The 18,766-nt window shown below is 60.8% G+C and carries 14 protein-coding genes and 2 tRNA genes; 12 read left to right on the plus strand and 4 right to left on the minus strand.

Annotation, left to right across the window (positions count from 1 at the left end):
• Nucleotides 1-60: 60 nt before the first annotated feature.
• Nucleotides 61-151, minus strand: a tRNA-Ser gene (locus tag CHY22_RS04340).
• Between the two features lie 48 nt (nt 152-199).
• A tRNA-Ser gene (locus CHY22_RS04345) sits at nt 200-290 on the minus strand.
• A 504-nt stretch (nt 291-794) separates the two neighbouring features.
• Between CHY22_RS04345 and rpsF the strand changes: the two genes are divergently transcribed.
• The 12 genes from rpsF to carB all read left to right on the plus strand — a co-directional run bounded on the left by rpsF (nt 795) and on the right by carB (nt 15,523).
• Entirely contained in the window at nt 795-1,088 is a 294-nt protein-coding gene (gene rpsF, locus CHY22_RS04350; protein WP_089572583.1) for a 30S ribosomal protein S6, read from the plus strand.
• Between the two features lie 48 nt (nt 1,089-1,136).
• A complete protein-coding gene (gene ssb / locus CHY22_RS04355) occupies nt 1,137-1,589 on the plus strand; it encodes a single-stranded DNA-binding protein (protein ID WP_006235830.1) in 453 nt (150 codons plus the stop codon).
• 72 nt (nt 1,590-1,661) lie between these two features.
• On the plus strand, nt 1,662-1,928 hold the full coding sequence (rpsR, locus tag CHY22_RS04360) for a 30S ribosomal protein S18 (RefSeq protein ID WP_006235829.1): 267 nt from the start codon (nt 1,662-1,664) through the stop codon (nt 1,926-1,928).
• A gap of 15 nt (nt 1,929-1,943) precedes the next feature.
• Nucleotides 1,944-2,483 (plus strand): 50S ribosomal protein L9, encoded by a 540-nt coding sequence (gene rplI / locus CHY22_RS04365; RefSeq protein WP_089572584.1) that lies wholly within the window; start codon nt 1,944-1,946, stop codon nt 2,481-2,483.
• 224 nt (nt 2,484-2,707) lie between these two features.
• On the plus strand, nt 2,708-4,099 hold the full coding sequence (gene dnaB, locus CHY22_RS04370) for a replicative DNA helicase (RefSeq protein WP_022094074.1): 1,392 nt from the start codon (nt 2,708-2,710) through the stop codon (nt 4,097-4,099).
• A gap of 93 nt (nt 4,100-4,192) precedes the next feature.
• Nucleotides 4,193-5,479: an adenylosuccinate synthase gene (locus CHY22_RS04375; RefSeq protein WP_089572585.1), complete on the plus strand. Its 1,287-nt coding sequence runs from the start codon at nt 4,193-4,195 to the stop codon at nt 5,477-5,479.
• Between the two features lie 118 nt (nt 5,480-5,597).
• Complete coding sequence (gene purD, locus CHY22_RS04380) at nt 5,598-6,902, plus strand: phosphoribosylamine--glycine ligase (RefSeq protein ID WP_089572586.1); 1,305 nt, start codon at nt 5,598-5,600, stop codon at nt 6,900-6,902.
• Nucleotides 6,903-6,923: 21 nt separating this feature from the next.
• On the plus strand, nt 6,924-7,619 hold the full coding sequence (locus tag CHY22_RS04385) for an NUDIX hydrolase (protein ID WP_199408739.1): 696 nt from the start codon (nt 6,924-6,926) through the stop codon (nt 7,617-7,619).
• A 184-nt stretch (nt 7,620-7,803) separates the two neighbouring features.
• Nucleotides 7,804-9,576: an ABC transporter ATP-binding protein gene (locus CHY22_RS04390; RefSeq protein WP_089572587.1), complete on the plus strand. Its 1,773-nt coding sequence runs from the start codon at nt 7,804-7,806 to the stop codon at nt 9,574-9,576.
• Nucleotides 9,577-9,595: 19 nt separating this feature from the next.
• Nucleotides 9,596-10,561 carry a hypothetical protein gene (locus tag CHY22_RS04395; RefSeq protein ID WP_089572588.1) on the plus strand — a complete coding sequence of 322 codons (966 nt, stop codon included), beginning with the start codon at nt 9,596-9,598 and terminating at the stop codon, nt 10,559-10,561.
• A gap of 206 nt (nt 10,562-10,767) precedes the next feature.
• Nucleotides 10,768-12,207, plus strand: a complete 1,440-nt coding sequence (gene carA / locus CHY22_RS04400; protein WP_089572589.1) for a glutamine-hydrolyzing carbamoyl-phosphate synthase small subunit — start codon at nt 10,768-10,770, stop codon at nt 12,205-12,207.
• Between the two features lies 1 nt (nt 12,208).
• A complete protein-coding gene (gene carB / locus CHY22_RS04405) occupies nt 12,209-15,523 on the plus strand; it encodes a carbamoyl-phosphate synthase large subunit (RefSeq protein ID WP_089572590.1) in 3,315 nt (1,104 codons plus the stop codon).
• Between the two features lie 777 nt (nt 15,524-16,300).
• Here carB and CHY22_RS04410 read toward each other — a convergent pair.
• Together CHY22_RS04410 and CHY22_RS04415 are read right to left on the minus strand one after the other, a co-directional pair.
• Entirely contained in the window at nt 16,301-17,209 is a 909-nt protein-coding gene (locus tag CHY22_RS04410; RefSeq protein ID WP_089572591.1) for an ROK family protein, read from the minus strand.
• Nucleotides 17,210-17,233: 24 nt separating this feature from the next.
• Nucleotides 17,234-18,721 carry a family 1 glycosylhydrolase gene (locus CHY22_RS04415; RefSeq protein ID WP_089572592.1) on the minus strand — a complete coding sequence of 496 codons (1,488 nt, stop codon included), beginning with the start codon at nt 18,719-18,721 and terminating at the stop codon, nt 17,234-17,236.
• Nucleotides 18,722-18,766 lie beyond the last annotated feature (45 nt).

The raw sequence follows: 18,766 nt of genomic DNA on the forward strand, positions 1-18,766 counted from the left end.
TTGCTTGTAAGGGACTCTAAACAAAAAAGCCCCCGTTTTCGGGAGCTTTCTCAACCAAAATGGCGGAGGAGGAGGGATTCGAACCCTCGTGACCTTATACAGGCCAAACGGTTTTCGAGACCGCCGCATTCAACCACTCTGCCACCCCTCCGCGTGGGGTAAAAACAAAGCAGGCTCGAAGGCCTGCTTTGGAATTAACTGGCGGAGAGTCAGGGATTTGAACCCTGGAGACGCTTTTGACGCCTACACGATTTCCAATCGTGCTCCTTCGGCCACTCGGACAACTCTCCGTTAAATGCGAAAGTCAGTATACACGAGGAACCGCAAAGTGCAAACAGAAAAGTTGGCATTTTTTAAAACGCTTGGCCGCGCTTGTCGTTGCAGTGGGGTTTGAGGTGCCAAAAAACGGCTTCCGACCAGCGTGGTTGATTAACTCAATTGTTCAAAAGGGGTATTCATAAGCGACTTGGCAATGAATTTAAAAATCTTTGGGTGGCGCTGTGGACCACTGGTATGCATTTTGCGACCACAGCCTTGTGCCCGTTGACCTGTGGCTTGGCTCAGCTTGTCCCCGCGGCGTCGTATCTTGTCCACAAATCCGTCAAGCACTTGGTCAGCATTTGGTTGGAAGACGCATGAAACGTCGTGCGAGTATGGGCATATGTGGAGGTCATGAGGTTGTAGCTGCATATTCTTGCGGCCTAGGAGGTTGAAAGATATTATTACCAAGTCTTTTCCTGCTTCAGGCGCACCTTCACGACCTGAAGCCACATTTGCCCAGAGGAGGTGACAATATGAAGGCTTATGAACTGCTGTTCTTTGTTGACCCGTCGCTCGACCCCGAGACTCGTCTCGCTGTTATGAAGCGTATCGATACCACGATCGCTGAGGGCGCTGGCAAGGTCGACTCCGTTGACGACTGGGGCAAGCGCAAGCTCGCCTACGAGATCAACGACCTCACCGATGGTGACTACACCCTCATCAACTTCCACGCAGATCCTACCCAGATCGCCGAGCTTGGTCGCATCCTGCGCATCACCGACGCTGTGGTCCGCCACATGATCGTCCGTCGCGACGACCAGGAGTAAGACTGTCGTTTTGGACTGGGCTTGTGCCCCAAGAGGAAGTAGTGAGTTATGAGCATCAATCGAGTGAACATCACCGGTAACCTCACCCGCGATCCCGAGCTGCGCGCCACCGCCGGCGGAACCCAGGTTCTGTCCTTTGGCGTCGCCGTCAACGATCGTCGCCGTAACGCGCAGACTGGCGAGTGGGAGGACTATCCCAACTTTGTCGACTGCACTATGTTCGGCACCCGCGCCGAGGCCGTGAGCCGTTTCCTGGCAAAGGGAAACAAGGTCGCGATCGAGGGCAAGCTGCGCTACAGCTCTTGGGAGCGCGACGGCCAGCGCCGGAGCAAGCTTGAGGTCATCGTCGATGAGATCGAGTTTATGAGCTCCCGTGGTGGCCAGGGTGGCTACGATCAGGGCGGTTATGCCCCCGCAGCTCCCGCGCCTGCAGCACGTCCTGCCGCACCGGTGGCTACGCCGCCCGCGGTCGACGTCTACGATGAGGACATCCCGTTCTAAGGGTTGTTCACCTATTTTTGAGTGAGAGGCGGCTTCGGTTCGCCGAAGTTGCCAAATGAAAGGTATTTTGACATGGCTAATGATTTTTCTGCACGTCAGCCGCGTCGTAAGTACTGCCAGTTCTGCAAGGAGAACACTGAGTTCATCGACTATAAGGACACTCAGCTTCTCCGTAAGTACATGACCGATCGTGGCAAGATCAAGCCCCGTCGCGTCACTGGCGCTTGCACGCAGCATCAGCATGACATCGCCAACGCCATCAAGCGCGCCCGCGAGATGGCTCTCCTGCCGTACACCGTCCCCGTGGTTTCCTCTCGTGGCAACCGCGACCGCGGCTAAGAAGGGAGACGCATCATGAAGGTTATTCTTCTCGATGAGATCAAGGGCAAGGGCGGCGAGGGTGACGTCGTAGAGGTCGCTCAGGGTTACGCTGAGAACTTCCTGTTCCCCAAGAAGCTCGCTGTTGCCGCCACCAAGGGCAACCTCAAGCAGCTCGACGAGCGTCGCAACAACATCGCCAAGCGCGAGGCCGTCCGTCTGGCTACCGCCAACGAGACCAAGGCTGCCCTCGAGGGCAAGCAGGTCACCGTTGACGTCAAGGTCGGCGACGAGGGCATCCTCTTTGGCTCCGTTACCGCCGCTATGATCGCTGACGCCATCAAGGCTCAGCTCGGTATGGACATCGACCGCAAGCGCGTCGAGCTCGGTAAGCCCATCAAGGTTGCCGGTGCCCACACCGTTGCCATCTCGCTGTACCGCGAGATCAAGGCCGAGGTTGTCGTTCTCGTCGGCGTTACCGCCGAGGAGCTCGCTGCCGAGGCTGAGGTCGAGGAGGCCGCTGAGGTCGCCGAGGCCGAGACCGCCGAGGTCGAGACTGAGGCTGCTGCCGAGTAGCATTTGCTGCAACGCAACAATCTTGTTCTAAGAAGGGCGCTCTGGGAAACCAGGGCGCCCTTTTGTTTTTTGCGCTGAGTGAGTGTCATGGTGAACGTTGCGTCGAAGTCCTATATACAGGACCGTTCATCCGTTTGGTTCGGTGATGATTGGCGGCGCGCGGCGCGTTTTGGGACCGTGGCTGATACTATGGATGCTCGCAAGCGATATGAATGAGGATGCTCATGGCATATGACGATAGGGAGACCGGGCTGACGGTCGAGGACCGCGGCTCAAAGTTGGGTCTTCCCCAAAACCAAGATGCAGAGGCCAATGTACTGGCCGCTATGCTGCTATCGCCCGAGGTGGTCGAAGAGGCCCAGGTCGAGCTGCAGCCCGATGACTTCTACCGGCCCATTCATAAGACCATCTATACCGCGATGGTCGATATGTACAACAGCCGCATTCCCATCGACTCCATCTCGCTGATCGATTACCTGCGCAGCATCAACAAGCTCGATGCCGTGGGCGGCGAGGCCTACATTTTGGAGCTGATGGGTCAGACCCTGTCGCTCGTCAACTGGCAGCACCATGCCGCCATCGTTCGCCGCGACTCGATGCTGCGCGAGCTGATCGGTGCCACCAACGAGATCAACGCGCTGGCCTATAACGCCCCTACCGACACCAAGGAGGTCGTGGAGCTGGCCGAGAGCAAGCTGCTCAAGGTCACGGCGCGCGAGGTCAAGTCGAGCTACAAGACGTTGACCGAGTTTATGGTCGAGGCCTATAACGAGGCCGAGGAAGTATGCCAGGCCGGCGGCCAGGCTGCGGGCGTGCCCACGGGTTTCCCGTCGCTCGACCGCATGCTCATGGGTTTTCGCGAAGGCCAGCTCATCATCATCGGCGCCCGTCCTGCCGTGGGTAAGACGTCGTTCGCTCTGAACCTGGCACTTAACGCTGCCGCTGCTGGTTATACCGTCGGCTTCTTCTCACTGGAGATGTCGGGCAAGGAAATTGCCCAGCGTCTGATTTGCGCCTACGCCATGATCTCGATCAGTGACTTCCGCATGGGCCGCATTAGCCCCGAGCAGTGGGCCAATATCAACGAGGCCACGCAGACCTTGTCCAAGCTCGATATTCTGATTGACGATACGCCCGGCACCACAGTGACTGAGATTCGCGCCAAGAGCCGCCGCATGCTCCATAACAAGGAAAAGGCAATCATCATTTTGGACTACCTGCAGCTGGTGAGTCCTCCACCGGGACGCCGCTCCGAGAGCCGTACCGTCGAGGTTTCGGAGATGTCGCGTGGTCTTAAGATTATGGCCAAGGAGCTCAAGATCCCGCTCATCGCGCTGTCACAGCTCTCGCGTCAGGTCGAATCCCGTACCGGCAAGCGCCCGCAGCTTTCCGACCTTCGTGAATCGGGCTCCATCGAGCAGGACGCCGATATCGTCATGTTCTTGGACCGCTCCGCCGACGAGGCCGAAGCCTCGCGCGACGATCGACCCGACGAGGGCGTTACGCGTATCGTCGTGGCCAAGAACCGTTCGGGCCCGATCGGCGACGTCGACCTGATGTTCCTGCCGGCATCCACCAAGTTCTATGAGCTTGATGGGGCACATGCCGAGGAGTAGGACAGGCGCCCGTTGCACGGGTATACTGGGAATGTTTTGTGCTTCTGCGTGCCGGCGTGGCGCGTAGACAGTCCATGAATGTAAGGAGTAAACATGCCGTCAACCGTTTTGGTCGGTGCCCAGTGGGGCGATGAGGGCAAGGGTAAGATTTGCGACCTGGTCGCCGGCGACTTCGATGCCGTCGTGCGCTATTCGGGCGGCAACAACGCCGGTCACACCATCGTCGTCAACGGCAAGAAGTACGGCCTGCACCAGGTGCCCTCCGGCATCATGTATTCCGATCACGTGTCGGTGATCGGTAACGGCTGCGTCGTCAACCCCAAGGTCGTCCTTGAGGAGATCGACATGTTCGAGGCCGACGGCATCACCACCAAGAACCTCAAGATTAGTGGCAACGCGCATGTCATCATGCCGTACCACATCGATCTGGATGGCGCCTTTGAGCAGAAGCTCGGCAAGAAGAACATCGGTACCACCAAGCGCGGCATCGGTCCGTGCTATCAGGACAAGATGGCCCGCATTGGTCTGCGCATGCAGGACATGCTGGACGAGACGCTGTTCCGCGACAAGCTGGAGACCGCTCTTGCCCGCGTGAACCCCGAGCTCGAGCTCATCTACAACCTGCCCACCTACACCGTGGACCAGATTTGCGACGAGTATCTGCCGATGGCCGAGCGCCTGCGTCCCTACATCACCGAGACGAGCCTGCTGCTCAACAACATGATCGATGAGGGCAAGAACCTGCTGTTTGAGGGCGCCCAGGCGACGCTGCTCGACATCGACCACGGCACCTATCCGTACGTGACGTCTTCCAACTGTACCGCCGGCGGCGCCATCACCGGCTCCGGTGTGGGCATGAAGAACGTCGACCGCGTGCTGGGCGTCATGAAGGCCTATATCACCCGCGTCGGTTCGGGCCCCATGCCCACCGAGCTTTCCTATGAGTCCGAGGCCGGCCACACGCTGACCGAGGAGGGCTATGAGTACGGCGTGACCACCGGTCGCCGTCGTCGTTGCGGCTGGTTTGACGGCCCTATCGCCAACTATGCCTCGCGCGTCAACGGCCTCACCGACATCGCCGTGACCAAGCTCGACGTGCTTTCGGCCTTCGACACCATCAAGGTGTGCGTGGCCTACGACGTCGATGGCGAGCGCTACACGAGCGTGCCCGAGCATCAGGTGCGCTTTGAGCACGCCAAGCCCATCTACGAGGAGCTCCCCGGCTGGAAGTGCGATATCACCGGTTGCCGCAGCTTTGACGAGCTGCCGCAAGAGGCTCAGGACTATGTGGCGTTTATCGAGGATCTGGCACACACCCGCGTGACGTTCATTGGCGTTGGCGCTGGTCGCGAGCAGATCATCAACCGATTCTGGAAGTAATCGGGACCATTTGGTTATTGCGATATACCCCTTTGCAGCCCAAGTGGGCGGCCGAGGGGTATATTTGCTTGCAAAGGGCTCGCGCGGAGCGGGCCATTCATCCATAGAGGAGGCACCCTTGAAGGCGGACACTCAAACCATCGACATCCTGTTGTTGGGCAGCGGCGGCCGCGAGCATGCTTTGGCAGCAAAGCTCGCAGCATCACCGCGCGCCGGCAAGCTCTACATTGCGCCGGGTAACGGCGGCACCGCGAGCTGCGGCGAGAACGTTGTTCTCGACGACTGCGATCCCGCGGCCGTGGCGGCGTTTGCTCAGAGCCACGGATGCGGACTCGTGGTTATTGGCCCCGAGGCTCCGCTCGTGGCGGGCGTGGCCGACGCCGTGCGCGCGGCGGGTATTCCCTGCTTTGGCCCGGGTGCCGAGGGCGCCCAGATGGAGGGCTCCAAGCTGTTCTCCAAGCAGCTCATGGAGCGTGCGGGCATTCCGACGGCAGCCTATGGTTCGTTTACCGACGAGGCTTCGGCTCTCGCCTACGTGCGCGAGCAGGGCGCCCCGCTGGTCGTCAAGGCCGACGGCCTTGCCGCGGGCAAGGGCGTTATCGTGGCGACCGAACTTGAGCAGGCCGAGGAGGCCGTGCGCGAGTGCTTTGGCGGCACCTTTGGCGATGCCGGCAGCACCGTGGTCATCGAGGAGATGCTGACCGGTCCCGAGTGCTCGCTGCTGGCCTTTACCGACGGCAAGACCGTGCGCCCCATGGCCACTTCGCAGGACCACAAGCGCGCGCTCGAGGGCGACAAGGGCCCCAACACCGGTGGCATGGGCGTCTACAGCCCGGTGCCCATCGTGACCGATGAAGAGCACGCCACGATGGTGGCGGTCATGGAGCAGACCGTGGCCGAGCTTGCTGCCGAGGGCATCGACTACCGCGGCTGCCTGTATGGCGGCTTTATGCTCACCCCCGCCGGCCCCAAGGTGCTGGAGTTCAACGCCCGCTTTGGTGATCCCGAGACTCAGGTTGTGCTGCCGCGCCTTAAGAACGACCTGGTCGAGGTCATGCTCGCCTGCGCCAACTGCGAGCTCGATCAGATTGAGCTCGACTGGCGTGACGAGTGGGCCGTGGCCGTTGTCCTGACGAGCGCGGGCTATCCCGGCAGCTACGAGAAGGGCAAGGTCATCACTGGCATTGAGGATGCCGAGGCCATGGAGAACGTGACCGTTTACCACGCGGGTACTGCCGTGGTGGACGGCCAGCTCGTGACCAATGGTGGCCGCGTGCTTGCCGTGACCGCTCTGGGCGACACGTTTGAGAACGCTCGCAACCTTGCCTACGAGGCTTGCGAGAAGATTGATTTTGAGGGCAAGACCCTGCGTCACGACATCGGCCTGCGCGCGCTGCGCGGCCGCGACGCCTGGGATGCCTAAAATCCGAGAGGAATGAGACGGATGGACGAGAAGAACGAAGAGCTCGTGGACGCGCAGATCGTCGAAGAGGACAGCCGCATGTATGGGCACGCCGAGGGCGAGCCTGGTGGCGAGGTCGCTGACGAGCCGGCGCTGGTGCTGGGCGACGACGACCCGCACGATGCCGAGCTGCACGAGAAGATTCTTTCGGAGGAGTGCGCCTGGAAGGGCAAGATCCTCGACGTCCACCGTCTTGAGGTTGAGCTGCCCAACGGTCGCCGCAGCGCCCGCGATATCGTTCGCCATCCGGGTGCGGCGGCCGTCGTGGCGCTGACCGAGAGCGGCAAGATCGTACTGGTGCGTCAGTACCGCACCGCCATCGACCGCGTGACGGTCGAGATTCCCGCCGGCAAGCTCGATCCAGGCGAGGATCCGCTCGATTGCGCCAAGCGCGAACTGCATGAGGAGACGGGCTTTAGGGCTGGTCGTATTCGCTTTTTGACGTCGATTGTCACGTCCTGCGGTTTTTGCGATGAGATCATCCGCATCTACTTGGCTACCAAGCTCGAGTTTGATGCGCCCAACCCCGATGATGACGAGTTTGTCAACGTGGACCTGGTGCCGCTGCACGAGCTGATCGACGCCGTGCTCGACGGCAAGATCGAAGACGCCAAGACCGTCGTAGGCGCGCTTGCCTGCGACAGCATCGCGCACCGCTTGGGTGGGGCCGATCTTTAACGAGCGGGGATGATCCCGCAGGTCTGTGTAAGTCAGCGAAAGTGCTCCAATTGAGACAAGGTGGCCTAAAAGAGGAGGGAAGCGTATGGATATACGCGACCGACGATTGAAGGCCAGATTGTCCAAATGGAGCACTTGCAGCGTCGAGACGAAACGCGGTTTGGTAAAACCGCGTAAGGTGACTATGTTTAAGAGGTTTCTTTCTTACTACGAGCCCCAGATGGGGCTTTTTGTTGCTGATACTGTTTGCGCTCTGGTGCTTGCCGCCATTGACCTGGCGTTCCCCATTATCCTGCGCAATTTGACCGGTGGGCTATTTACTCAGGGTCAGGCTGCCATTATGCAGGCGCTCGGCATGATCGCGGTGGGCTTGGTGTTGATGTATGCCGTCCGCTGCGCCTGCCGCTACTTTGTGAGCTATTGGGGTCACGTGATGGGCGCGCGCATGGAGTCCAAGATGCGCGAGGACCTGTTCGACCAGTATGAGCGCTTCAGCTTTGCGTACTTCGACCGCAACAGCTCGGGCGACATGATGAGCCGCGTGGTCAACGACCTGTTCGATATCTGCGAGGCGGCGCATCACGTGCCCGAGTGGATCATCATCTGCGGCATCGAGATTATCGGCTCGTTTGTGATCCTCTTTACCATCGCCCCGGTGCTGGCGCTCGCCATGGCCGTGGTGACGGCGGCGTTTTCGGCCATCATGTTTTGGCAGAACATGCGCATGCGCGAGGTCTTTAGCGACAACCGCAAAAAGATCAGCGGCATCAATGCGCAGCTGCAGGATTCGCTGGCGGGCATGCGCGTGGTCAAGAGCTTTGCCAATGAGGAGACCGAGCGCTCTAAGTTCCGCGCCTCCAACAATCGCTATCTTTCGTCCAAGGAGAACATGTATCACGCCATGGGCGTCTATACTGCGACGTATGGCCTGCTCTCGGGTGTGCTCTATGTGATCGTGGTACTGCTGGGCGGCTGGCTGGTCGCCCAGGGACAGCTGCAGGCGGTCGATATGGCGACCTTTGCACTCTATATTTCGCTGTTCTGCACGCCGCTCGAGACACTCGTCAATTCGGCCGAAACGTATCAGAAGGCCATCGCCGGCTTTAAGCGCATGGACGAGGTACTCTCGACCGCGCCGGATATCCAGGACAAGCCGGGCGCCATGGATCTGCAGGTGACCGCCGGCGCCGTGGATTATCACGACGTGTGCTTTAACTACGAGGATGTTGAGCTGGGCGAGGGCGATGCCGACGAGCGTCCCGTTATCGACCATATGGATCTGTCCATCAAGCCCGGGCAGACCATCGCTTTGGTTGGCCCTTCGGGCGGTGGCAAGTCCACGACCTGTTCGCTGCTGCCGCGCTTTTACGACGTTGCCGCTGGGTCCATTAGCATCGACGGTCAGGACGTGCGCGATGTGACGCAGCAGAGCCTGCGCCGCGCTATCGGCCTGGTGCAGCAGGATGTCTACCTGTTTGACGGAACAATCGGCGAGAACATCGCCTACGGCAAGCCGGGCGCTACGGCAGAAGAGATCGCCGAGGCCGCCCGTCGCGCCAACATCGATGCCTTTATCGAGTCGCTTCCACAGGGCTATGACACGGTCGTGGGCGAGCGCGGCAGCCGTCTTTCGGGCGGACAGAAACAGCGCGTTGCCATCGCGCGTGTGTTTCTCAAGAACCCCAAGATCCTGATTTTGGACGAGGCGACGAGTGCTTTGGATAACGAGAGCGAGGAGGCGGTGCAGGAGTCACTCGAAGAGCTGGCACGCGGCCGCACCACGATTATCATCGCCCATCGTCTTTCGACCATTAAGCATGCCGATGAGATTGCGACCGTTGAGCATGGTCGCGTTGTGGAGCGTGGCACGCACGAGGAGCTTCTCGCCCGTGGCGGCACCTATGCCCGTTACTATCGAATGCAGTTCGAAGGTGCGCGTGCGCACGAGCTCGACTGATTGATATGACAGGAAGTTTATGGCTGACAAGAACCCTTTGACTCCGGAAGAAGTGACGGAGTTATTCTCCGAAATCGATGCATCCGGCGTCTTGGATCCCACGCTTGCCAAAAAGCGAACCGAGCGCATGCGTGAGAAGGAGGCTGCGGCCAAGCGCGGTGACAAAGCGGCGCTAGCGCAGCTGCGCAGCGAGGACCGCGCGAGCCAGGCAAAACATATCGACCCGCTGTCCGAGGACGATCCTTCGGGCTCGCAGGTGAGCCATACCATTACGAAGACCGCGATGGCCGTAGTCATTGGTATTTTGGTACTGATCGTGGGCATGCAGATTGGCTACGGCGTGATGCGTCGTCTGAACACCGCCAACCTGTCCGAGAGCGTTTCGGTGGATACCGTTTCGACGGCGCTGAAGGACGGCCTTGAGTGGGGCAACGGCTTTACGCAGTTCCCACTCGACTTTACCGTCGATGAAGCCGATGAGCGCACGGGCACGGTTGAGGTGACGGTGTTGGACACGTCGTCTGCCAATGAGCTCGAGCTGCTGTCCAACGGGCAGATCCAGGCCGCGGCGCTTGCGACCAACGCCCTGCTCAACGACAAGATTGACCGCGTGGTGTATAACGTTCACGCCTATATCGACGAGGATAGCAACATTCAGCACGATTCCTTTTTCGGCATGTTCCCCGCGCGGGGTCATCAGAGCGCCATTTTGACGTTTGTGTGGACCAAGAGCTCATCCAACGCCACGAGTATCGACTGGAAGATGCGCATCGTAAGCATGGACGACACCATTGCCGAGCGCATTCAAAAACAGGTGAACTCGGTTTCGTCGCTGATCGAGGACCCGGTGGTGGGCCAGACCAAGATTGACGAGGAAAAGGCCGAACGTGACCTGGAGCATCGTCTGCATGGCCGCGAGATTTTCCGCGGCGGCAAGCCCGACCGAACGCCGTCCGATCTGCTGGAACAGGACAAGCAAAAGTAAGAGGCCATTATCCCGCGTGAGTCACAAGCCCCGCGGGATGATTTTTAATCCCCGTCCCAGAAAAATCATTATGCATAGAAAGTCATAATTATCATTTCGTAAACATTTCGATGAAATTAACGCCATGAGGCATGCTTGCGGTTACAATACCGCGAGGCCTAACTACACACCTTTAAGCCGGTCCTGTGAGACCGGGAAGGAGAATTATGGCGAACAACCATACCGCGGGCGCTGCCGCCCGCACCTTCGCGCCCAGCGAGCTTTGCCAGCGTATGCTGGCCAAAACCAGCAAGGGTACCTGCGGTCCCTGTATCCTGTATCTTGAGGATGGGACCATTTTTTATGGACGTGCATGCGGCGCCGAGGGCACCGCGACCGGCGAAGTCTGCTTCAACACCTCGCTTGAGGGCTACTTTGAGGTCATGACCGACCCGAGTTATGCCGGCCAAATTGTAACCATGACCTATCCGCAGATCGGCAATTACGGTATCGACGAGACCGATGTCCAGTCGGCCTTCCCCGGCGACGCCGTGCGCCCTGCGAGCGCTCCGGCTATGCGCGGCATGATCGTTCGCGACATGTGCGCCACGCCTTCTAACTGGCGCTCGGCCGTCAGCGTGCCGGAGTACCTGCGCGCTCACGGCATCGTCGCTATCGAGGGTGTCGACACCCGCGCTCTGGTGCGCCATCTGCGCGACAATGGTTCCAAGATGGGCATTATCTCGACAGAGATCTTCGACGTCGACGAGCTCGCCGAGCGTCTGGACGCAGCGCCCACGCTGGTGGGCGAGAACCTGGTCAAGACCGTGAGCTGTCCCGCGCCTCACGAGTTTGTGGCCGCCGACCTGCCTGCCACGCATGGCTTTGCGCTTGCGGCTGCCGCTCCTGCCCGTCACAAAGTGGTCGCCTACGACTGCGGTGTGAAGCGCGGTATTCTGGAGGGCCTGGTCCGTGCCGGCTGCGACCTCACCGTCGTGCCGTGGGATACGCCCGCCCAGCAGGTGCTCGACATGAATCCTGATGGCGTCTTTTTGTCCAACGGCCCCGGCGACCCCGATGCCGTGGTGGAGACCTACGAGCAGGTGCAGCAGCTGATCGGCAAGGTGCCGGTCTTTGGTATTTGCCTGGGTCACCAGATGATCAGCTTGGCCTGCGGCGCCCAAATGGAAAAGCTTAAATTCGGTCACCGTGGCGGTAACCAGCCGGTTATGAATCTGGTGAGCCGTCGCGTGGAGATCACCGCGCAAAACCACGGCTTTGGCCTGCTGTTCCCCAGTCTGGGCAAACTGATTCCGGAGCTTTCCGGCGGCGAAACCGAGCATGCGGCCGATGGCGACCTGCGCGCCTGGGTGCGTCGCGGCGTCGCGCCGGTCGTGATGAACGAGCGCTTTGGTCGCATTCGCCTGACACATGTGAACCTCAACGACGGCACCGCCGAGGGCATCCAGCTGCTCGACGCCCCGTGTTTCTCGGTCCAGTACCACCCCGAGGCTTCGCCCGGCCCCACCGATGCCCACTATCTCTTTACCGCCTTTACGCGACTCATGGACGGCGAGGAGAACTACCTGGACATCGACACCGCGAAGGACCGCCTCGCCGGCTGGAATTTCGCCGAGTCCGAGAACGCTGCGACCGAGGAGAACTAACATGCCTAAACGTACTGACATCAAGCGCATCCTCGTTATTGGTTCGGGCCCCATCGTTATTGGCCAGGCCTGCGAGTTCGACTACTCCGGCGCCCAGGCCTGCAAGGTGCTCAAGGAGGATGGCTTTGAGGTCATCCTGGTCAACTCCAATCCGGCGACCATCATGACCGACCCGGGCTTGGCCGACCGCACCTATGTTGAGCCTATCACCGCCGAGTTTATCGAGCGCGTGATCAAGAAAGAGCGCCCGGACGCGCTGCTGCCCACGCTGGGCGGCCAGACCGGTCTGAACGCCGCCGTCGAGCTGGCAAAGGACGGCACGCTCGACAAGTACGGCGTCGAGATGATCGGCTGCGACCTGGCCGCTATCGAGCGCGGCGAGGACCGCAAACTCTTTAACGAGGCCATGGCCGAGATCGGCCTGGAGGTCGCGCGCTCGGGCTATGCCTACAGCGTGGCCGACGCCGAGGCTATCGCCGAGCGCGTGGGATATCCCTGCGTACTGCGCCCGAGCTTTACCCTCGGTGGCGCCGGCGGCGGCATCGCGCATACCCACGAGGAGCTCGTCTCCATCGTGAGCCAGGGCCTTGAGCTCTCGCCTGCCCATGAGGTGCTGGTCGAGGAGTCCATCGAGGGTTGGAAAGAGTATGAGATGGAGGTCATGCGCGACCACGCCGGCAACGGCATCATCGTGTGCTCCATCGAGAATCTCGACCCCATGGGCGTGCACACCGGCGACTCCATCACCGTGGCGCCGGCGCAGACGCTCTCCGACCTTGAGTACCAGCGCATGCGTGTCGCCTCGCTCGCCATCTTGGAGAAGATCGGCGTCGAGACCGGCGGCTCCAACGTGCAGTTTGCCGTGAACCCCCAGACCGGCCGCCTGATCATCATCGAGATGAACCCGCGCGTGAGCCGTTCGTCCGCACTGGCCTCCAAGGCCACGGGCTTCCCCATCGCCAAGGCCGCCGCTCGCCTGGCCGTGGGCTACACGCTCGACGAGATCGTCAACGACATTACCAAGGCAACGCCCGCCTGCTTTGAGCCCACGATCGACTACTGTGTGGTCAAGGTGCCGCGCTTTGCCTTCGAGAAGTTTAAGGGTACCGACCCCACGCTCACCACGCGTATGAAGGCCGTGGGCGAGATCATGGCGATCGGCCGCACCTTTGAGGAGGCCTTCGGCAAGGCCATGCGCTCGCTGGAGGACGGACACCAGGGCATTTGCGCCGGCGGCAAGGAGGGTGCCGACAAGCTGAGCGACGACGAGCTCGCTCGGGCCGTGGCAACCCCGACCGAGCACCGCATCTTCTTTGTGGTCGAGGCCCTGCGCCGTGGCTGGGACATCGCCCGCATCCATGCCATCTGCGGCATCGATCCGTGGTACCTCAACCGTATCAACGACATGGTGCAGGTCCAGGAGAGCATCCGCGGCCTGCGTGTGGAGGATATCGACGCCGACGCGATGCGCCTGCTCAAGCAGTACGGCACGAGCGACGCCGAGATTGCCGCGCTGACCGGCTCGGACGAGCGCTTTGTGCGCGCCTATCGCAAGGGTCTGGGCGTGGTTCCCAGCATGAAGACGGTCGATACCTGCGCTGCGGAGTTTTCGAGCGCCACGGAGTACCACTACAAGACGTACGAGAACATCTACCGCACGAGCCCGGATGCCAAGAAGTGCGTGGCTCCCGACGAGACCACGCCGGCGGACAAGCCCAAGGCGATGATCCTGGGCGCCGGCCCCAACCGCATTGGCCAAGGTATCGAGTTCGATTACTGCTGCGTGCACGCGAGCTACGCACTGGCGGCTCGCGGCTTCGAGACCATCATGGTCAACTGCAACCCCGAGACCGTCTCGACTGACTACGACACCTCGGACCGCTTGTACTTTGAGCCGCTCACCTACGAGGACGTCATGGACGTTATCGATGTCGAGCGCCCCGACGGCGTCGTGGTGACGCTCGGCGGCCAGACTCCGCTTAAGCTGGCGCGCATGCTCGAGGAGAGCGGCGTGAACATTATGGGCACCAAGCCCGATGCCATCGACTTTGCCGAGGACCGCGAGCGCTTCGCCGCTCTGCTCGACAAGCTGGGCATCATGTACCCGCCGGCGGGCCAGGCCACCTCGTTTGAGGAGGCCGAGGCCGTGGCCGCGCACATCGGCTATCCGCTGCTGGTGCGCCCGAGCTATGTGCTGGGCGGCCGCGGCATGATGATCGCCTACGATGCCGAGCATCTGCGCGATTACATGGCCGAGGCTGCGCGCATTAGCCCCGACTACCCGGTGTACCTGGACCGCTTCCTGGAGGGTGCGATCGAGTCCGACGTCGACGCCCTGTGCGATGGCGAAGAGGTATACATCGGCGGCATCCTGGAGCATATCGAGGAAGCCGGTATTCACTCCGGCGACTCCGCGACCTGCATCCCGCCGTTCAGCTTTAGCGAGAGCCTGCAGGCGAAGCTCCGCGAGACCACGCGCCGCATCGCGATGGCGCTGGGAGTCCGCGGTCTGGTCAACGTGCAATATGCCATCAAGGGCGAGACCGTCTACGTGATCGAGGCCAACCCGCGCGCCAGCCGTACCGTGCCGTTTATCTCCAAGGCCACCGGTGTGCCGCTGGCCAAATGCGCGGCGCGCATCATGGCGGGCGATTCCATCGCGAGCTTGGGCCTGCCGAGCGATGAGCGTCAGCTGGACTGGTTCTGCATGAAGGAAGCCGTTATGCCCTGGGGCCGTTTCCCGGGCGCCGACGTTATCCTGGGGCCCGAGATGAAGTCGACGGGCGAGGTCATGGGTATCGCCAAGAGCTATCCCGAGGCATACGCCAAGACGCAGCTGGCGATCGACTACAAGCTGCCCGACCCGAGCGCCGGCAAGGTGTTCATCAGCGTGTGCGACCGCGACAAGCGTCATATCCTTTCGGTCGCGCGTATCCTGCGCTACCTGGGCTTTGATATCTGCTCCACCGAGGGCACGGCGCGCGTGCTGCGCGGCGGCAACGTGACGTGCGAGATCGTGGAGAAGATTAGCGGCCCGCACGACGGCGAGCGCCCCAACATCGGCGACCTCATTGCCGATGGCAAGATCGCGGTGATCATCAACACGCCGTACGGTCCGGGCTCGCGCGGCGACGGCTATCTGCTGCGCACCGAGGCAGTGCGACGCGGTGTGACCTGCGTGACCGCAATGTCTGCCGCCAACACGTACGTGAGTGCCATCGAGGCGGTGCGCGAGGACCAGCAGGGTCACGGCAGCGCCAACGACATGGGCATGGACGTCATCGCCCTGCAGGACCTGCCGCAGCACACGGTGTAGATTGAGCTGTCCGGCCGGGGCGGAGGGGGCTGAGTTTCCCCCTTCGCTCCGGCTGCAAGCAGAGTCGCTCAGTGGGAAACTCAGCCCCCTCCGCCCCGGCCTGCGGTGACTTGGCTGCACCGTGTGCTGCCGAAGGGGCTTTGTGCGATGACTAGGGCTGAATATAAAATGAGTGAGGGCGCCGTCGTTCATTCGAACGAAGGCGCCCGCACTAATATTTCAGCCAACGTACGTCATAGCAATCCCCGGTAGGTCGCAGGCGCTTCGCGGGCGGGCCGGGCTTTATCTGAACGACTTTGCGAAGCAACCGGAGTGAAGATAAAGCCTGTCCCGCCCGCAAAGCACCCCTCGACCTACCGGGGATTGCTATGACGTACGTTGGCTGATTTGGGTTGGAATGAAAGGTTTGCGGAGGGTTGTGGACAGTTAGTTCAGATACGTATTTTTTTGGCCGTGCTTCTTGGCGCTAATAGAGTGGTTTGAAGTCACTTTGAGCCCCATGACAACCTTTCTCCCCCTTATATGAGCGTCTCCACCGGTTCAGAAAGTCAAATTCAGCCCAATCGGGCTCAGGTCGGCCTTTACACACCCTCTGAAAAATACGTATCTGAACTAACTGTCCAGCGACATTCTCGATCAACAGCAAAAGGCCTCCTGGCGAATGAAAATTCGCCAGGAGGCCCCTTACAAAACGTGGGCTCCTTCGTTCGAATGAACGAAGGAGCCCATACTCTTTTTTTAGGACAGGAGGCCGCGAGTCGGGCCACCAGCCGCCAATCAATCGCACTCGCCAAGCGAGCGGCGCAGCGTGCGCACAGCGCCAAGCAAATTGGCATCGTTGCCGTTCTGTGCTGGCTTGATGCAGGGCCTCGGTATGATGGGAAGAACGTGAGCCTGATCCATCATGCGCTCAAATGCCTCAAACAGCTCGGGACGGGCGCTGATTCCGCCGCCGACCACGATGACCTCAGGGTCGATGACCGACTGCAACCCCATCAGCATGTTGTCGAAGACCAACGCGTATGCATCCAGACCGCGACGAGCGTCCTCATCCCCCTCTTCAATCCAAGAGAAAATCCGATATCCGTCGATATCATCGGTCGGATCAATCCCCTTCGCCGCACACACCTGGTCTCGGAGCGCCCGCCAGCTGGTGACATCACCGTACACCGACCCAAAGGTCACGGGCTTGCGCACATCGTTGCTCACAAAGCACACGGTGCCGGCGAGATTGTGCGCGCCTCGCAAGATGTGACCGTCAACAACGATGGCACCGCCGAGACCCGTACCGATCACCACCATCAACCCCAGGGAGACCCCCTTCAGCGCGCCGACGGCATATTCTCCCAGTGCCGCGCACATCGCATCGTTCTCGATGGTTACGGGAAGCCCCGTGCTCTCGCGCAAGATGCGACCGAGCGGATATCCGTCCAAACAGTGAAGGGCGCCGCCTCCCCCAACCACGCCATCGGAATCGCCTTCGGAAAAGACTCCGGGCATACTTATTCCCACACCCCTCACCCGGGCGCGATGGGGCTCGATCACCGAGCGGAACGTTTCGATAACCTGGTCGGCGGGCGAGGTGCATGTTGGGATACTTCCGTGCTCCTCAATGTGGTAGTCGGCGTTCACCACCGCCCATTTCACCTGAGTGCCGCCCGCATCTATACCGAAATAGCAGTCCATAATCTTATCCCCTGTCCCATAGGGTTAGTCCAGGTCCTCGCCGTTGCTCTCGATGACCTTCTTGTACCAATAGAAGCTGTCCTTGCGGCTGCGCGCGAGCGTGCCCTTGCCCTCGTCGTCGCGGTCGACGTAGACGAAGCCGTAGCGCTTGCGCATCTCGCCCGTGCCGGCGCTGACCAGGTCGATGCAGCCCCACATGGTGTAGCCCATGAGGTCCACGCCGTCGAGTTCCACGGCATCCTCCATGCTCTGGATGTTCTTGCGCAGGTAGTCGATGCGGTAGCCGTCATGGATGGAGCCGTCGGCCTTCACCTCGTCGCTCCAGCCGATACCGTTCTCCACGATCCAAAGCGGCTTGTGATAGCGGTCGTAGAGCTCGTTCAAGGCGATGCGCAGGCAGTACGGATCGGTCGCCCAGCCCCAGGCGTTGGTCTCGAGGTAGGGGTTTTTCACCATGCCGAAAGCGAGATTGCCGGACGCGACCTCGAGCTCCTTCTGGCGCAACGATACCGTCGAGCCTCCGTAGCACGAGAACGACAGGAAATCTGCCGGATAGGTTGCGAGAAGCTCGAGGTCGTTCTCGCCCATTTCCAGCTTGATGCCCGCGCGCTCCATCTCCCTCAAGCGATAGGCGGGATAGTGGCCGCCCACCTGCACGTCGGCATACCACAGCGCGTCACGCTCGCGTTCCATGGCGAGCAGATGATCGGCGGGGTCGGCGGAATAGGAGTAGATGGGGTTGTACGCGAGCATCTGACCCACCATGATCTTAGGGGAGATTTGGTGCGCCGACCGAACCGTAAGGGCAGACGCCACGAACTGGTTGTGCGCCGCCTGGGCCTTCGCATGGGGGCTCCCATCCGTAAGCCCGCCCGCCATGAAGCTCCCCATGCTCATCATGTTGATCTCGTTGAAGGTGAGCCAGTACTTCACCTTGCCCTGATAGTGCTTCATGACGCAGGTGGCGTAGCGCACGAACAGGTCGATGAGCTCGCGGCTCTTCCAACCGCCGTACTTGTTCACGAGCGCGAGCGGGGTCTCGTAGTGCGAGAGCGTCACGAGCGGTTCGATGCCGTACTTAGCGCACTCGTCAAACACGGCGTCGTAGAACGCTAGACCCTCGGTGTTGGGCTCAGCCTCCTCGCCCGTGGGGAAGATGCGCGCCCAGTTCATGGACAGGCGGAAGCACTTGAAGCCCATCTCGCCCATGAGGGCGATGTCCTCGGCGTAGTGGTGGTAGAAGTCGGTGGCCGTGTGGCTGGGATAGTAGTAGCCATCAACCACCGCCACCTCCAGCCCTTCAGGAAGTCCCTCCTCGCAAACCGCATACACGGGAAGCGCGCCGGTTTCCCCTGTCGCGGTATTACGCCACGTTATCTGCCGTGACACCGTATGGCTACCGCTGGTCATGGCGTCCGAGGTGTTCGGTCCTTTGCCGCCCTCTTCCCAGCCGCCCTCATACTGGTTGGCGGCGGTGGCGCCACCCCACAGGAAACCTTCCGGAAATGCCATTGGGTACCTCCTCGATCGTGAAAACATCTTCATGAAACGGGAAGA

The organism is Collinsella sp. TF06-26 (assembly GCF_002232035.1).
Taxonomy (GTDB): domain Bacteria; phylum Actinomycetota; class Coriobacteriia; order Coriobacteriales; family Coriobacteriaceae; genus Collinsella.

Coding starts and splice junctions, on each gene's coding strand:
- CHY22_RS04385 (WP_199408739.1), top strand. CDS start 6,924: ATGGACGAGAAGAACGAAGAGCTCGTGGACGCGCAGATCGTCGAAGAG.
- CHY22_RS04395 (WP_089572588.1), top strand. CDS start 9,596: ATGGCTGACAAGAACCCTTTGACTCCGGAAGAAGTGACGGAGTTATTC.
- dnaB (WP_022094074.1), top strand. CDS start 2,708: ATGGCATATGACGATAGGGAGACCGGGCTGACGGTCGAGGACCGCGGC.
- carA (WP_089572589.1), top strand. CDS start 10,768: ATGGCGAACAACCATACCGCGGGCGCTGCCGCCCGCACCTTCGCGCCC.
- rpsR (WP_006235829.1), top strand. CDS start 1,662: ATGGCTAATGATTTTTCTGCACGTCAGCCGCGTCGTAAGTACTGCCAG.
- CHY22_RS04415 (WP_089572592.1), bottom strand. CDS start 18,721: ATGGCATTTCCGGAAGGTTTCCTGTGGGGTGGCGCCACCGCCGCCAAC.
- CHY22_RS04375 (WP_089572585.1), top strand. CDS start 4,193: ATGCCGTCAACCGTTTTGGTCGGTGCCCAGTGGGGCGATGAGGGCAAG.
- ssb (WP_006235830.1), top strand. CDS start 1,137: ATGAGCATCAATCGAGTGAACATCACCGGTAACCTCACCCGCGATCCC.
- rplI (WP_089572584.1), top strand. CDS start 1,944: ATGAAGGTTATTCTTCTCGATGAGATCAAGGGCAAGGGCGGCGAGGGT.
- carB (WP_089572590.1), top strand. CDS start 12,209: ATGCCTAAACGTACTGACATCAAGCGCATCCTCGTTATTGGTTCGGGC.
- CHY22_RS04410 (WP_089572591.1), bottom strand. CDS start 17,209: ATGGACTGCTATTTCGGTATAGATGCGGGCGGCACTCAGGTGAAATGG.
- rpsF (WP_089572583.1), top strand. CDS start 795: ATGAAGGCTTATGAACTGCTGTTCTTTGTTGACCCGTCGCTCGACCCC.
- CHY22_RS04390 (WP_089572587.1), top strand. CDS start 7,804: ATGTTTAAGAGGTTTCTTTCTTACTACGAGCCCCAGATGGGGCTTTTT.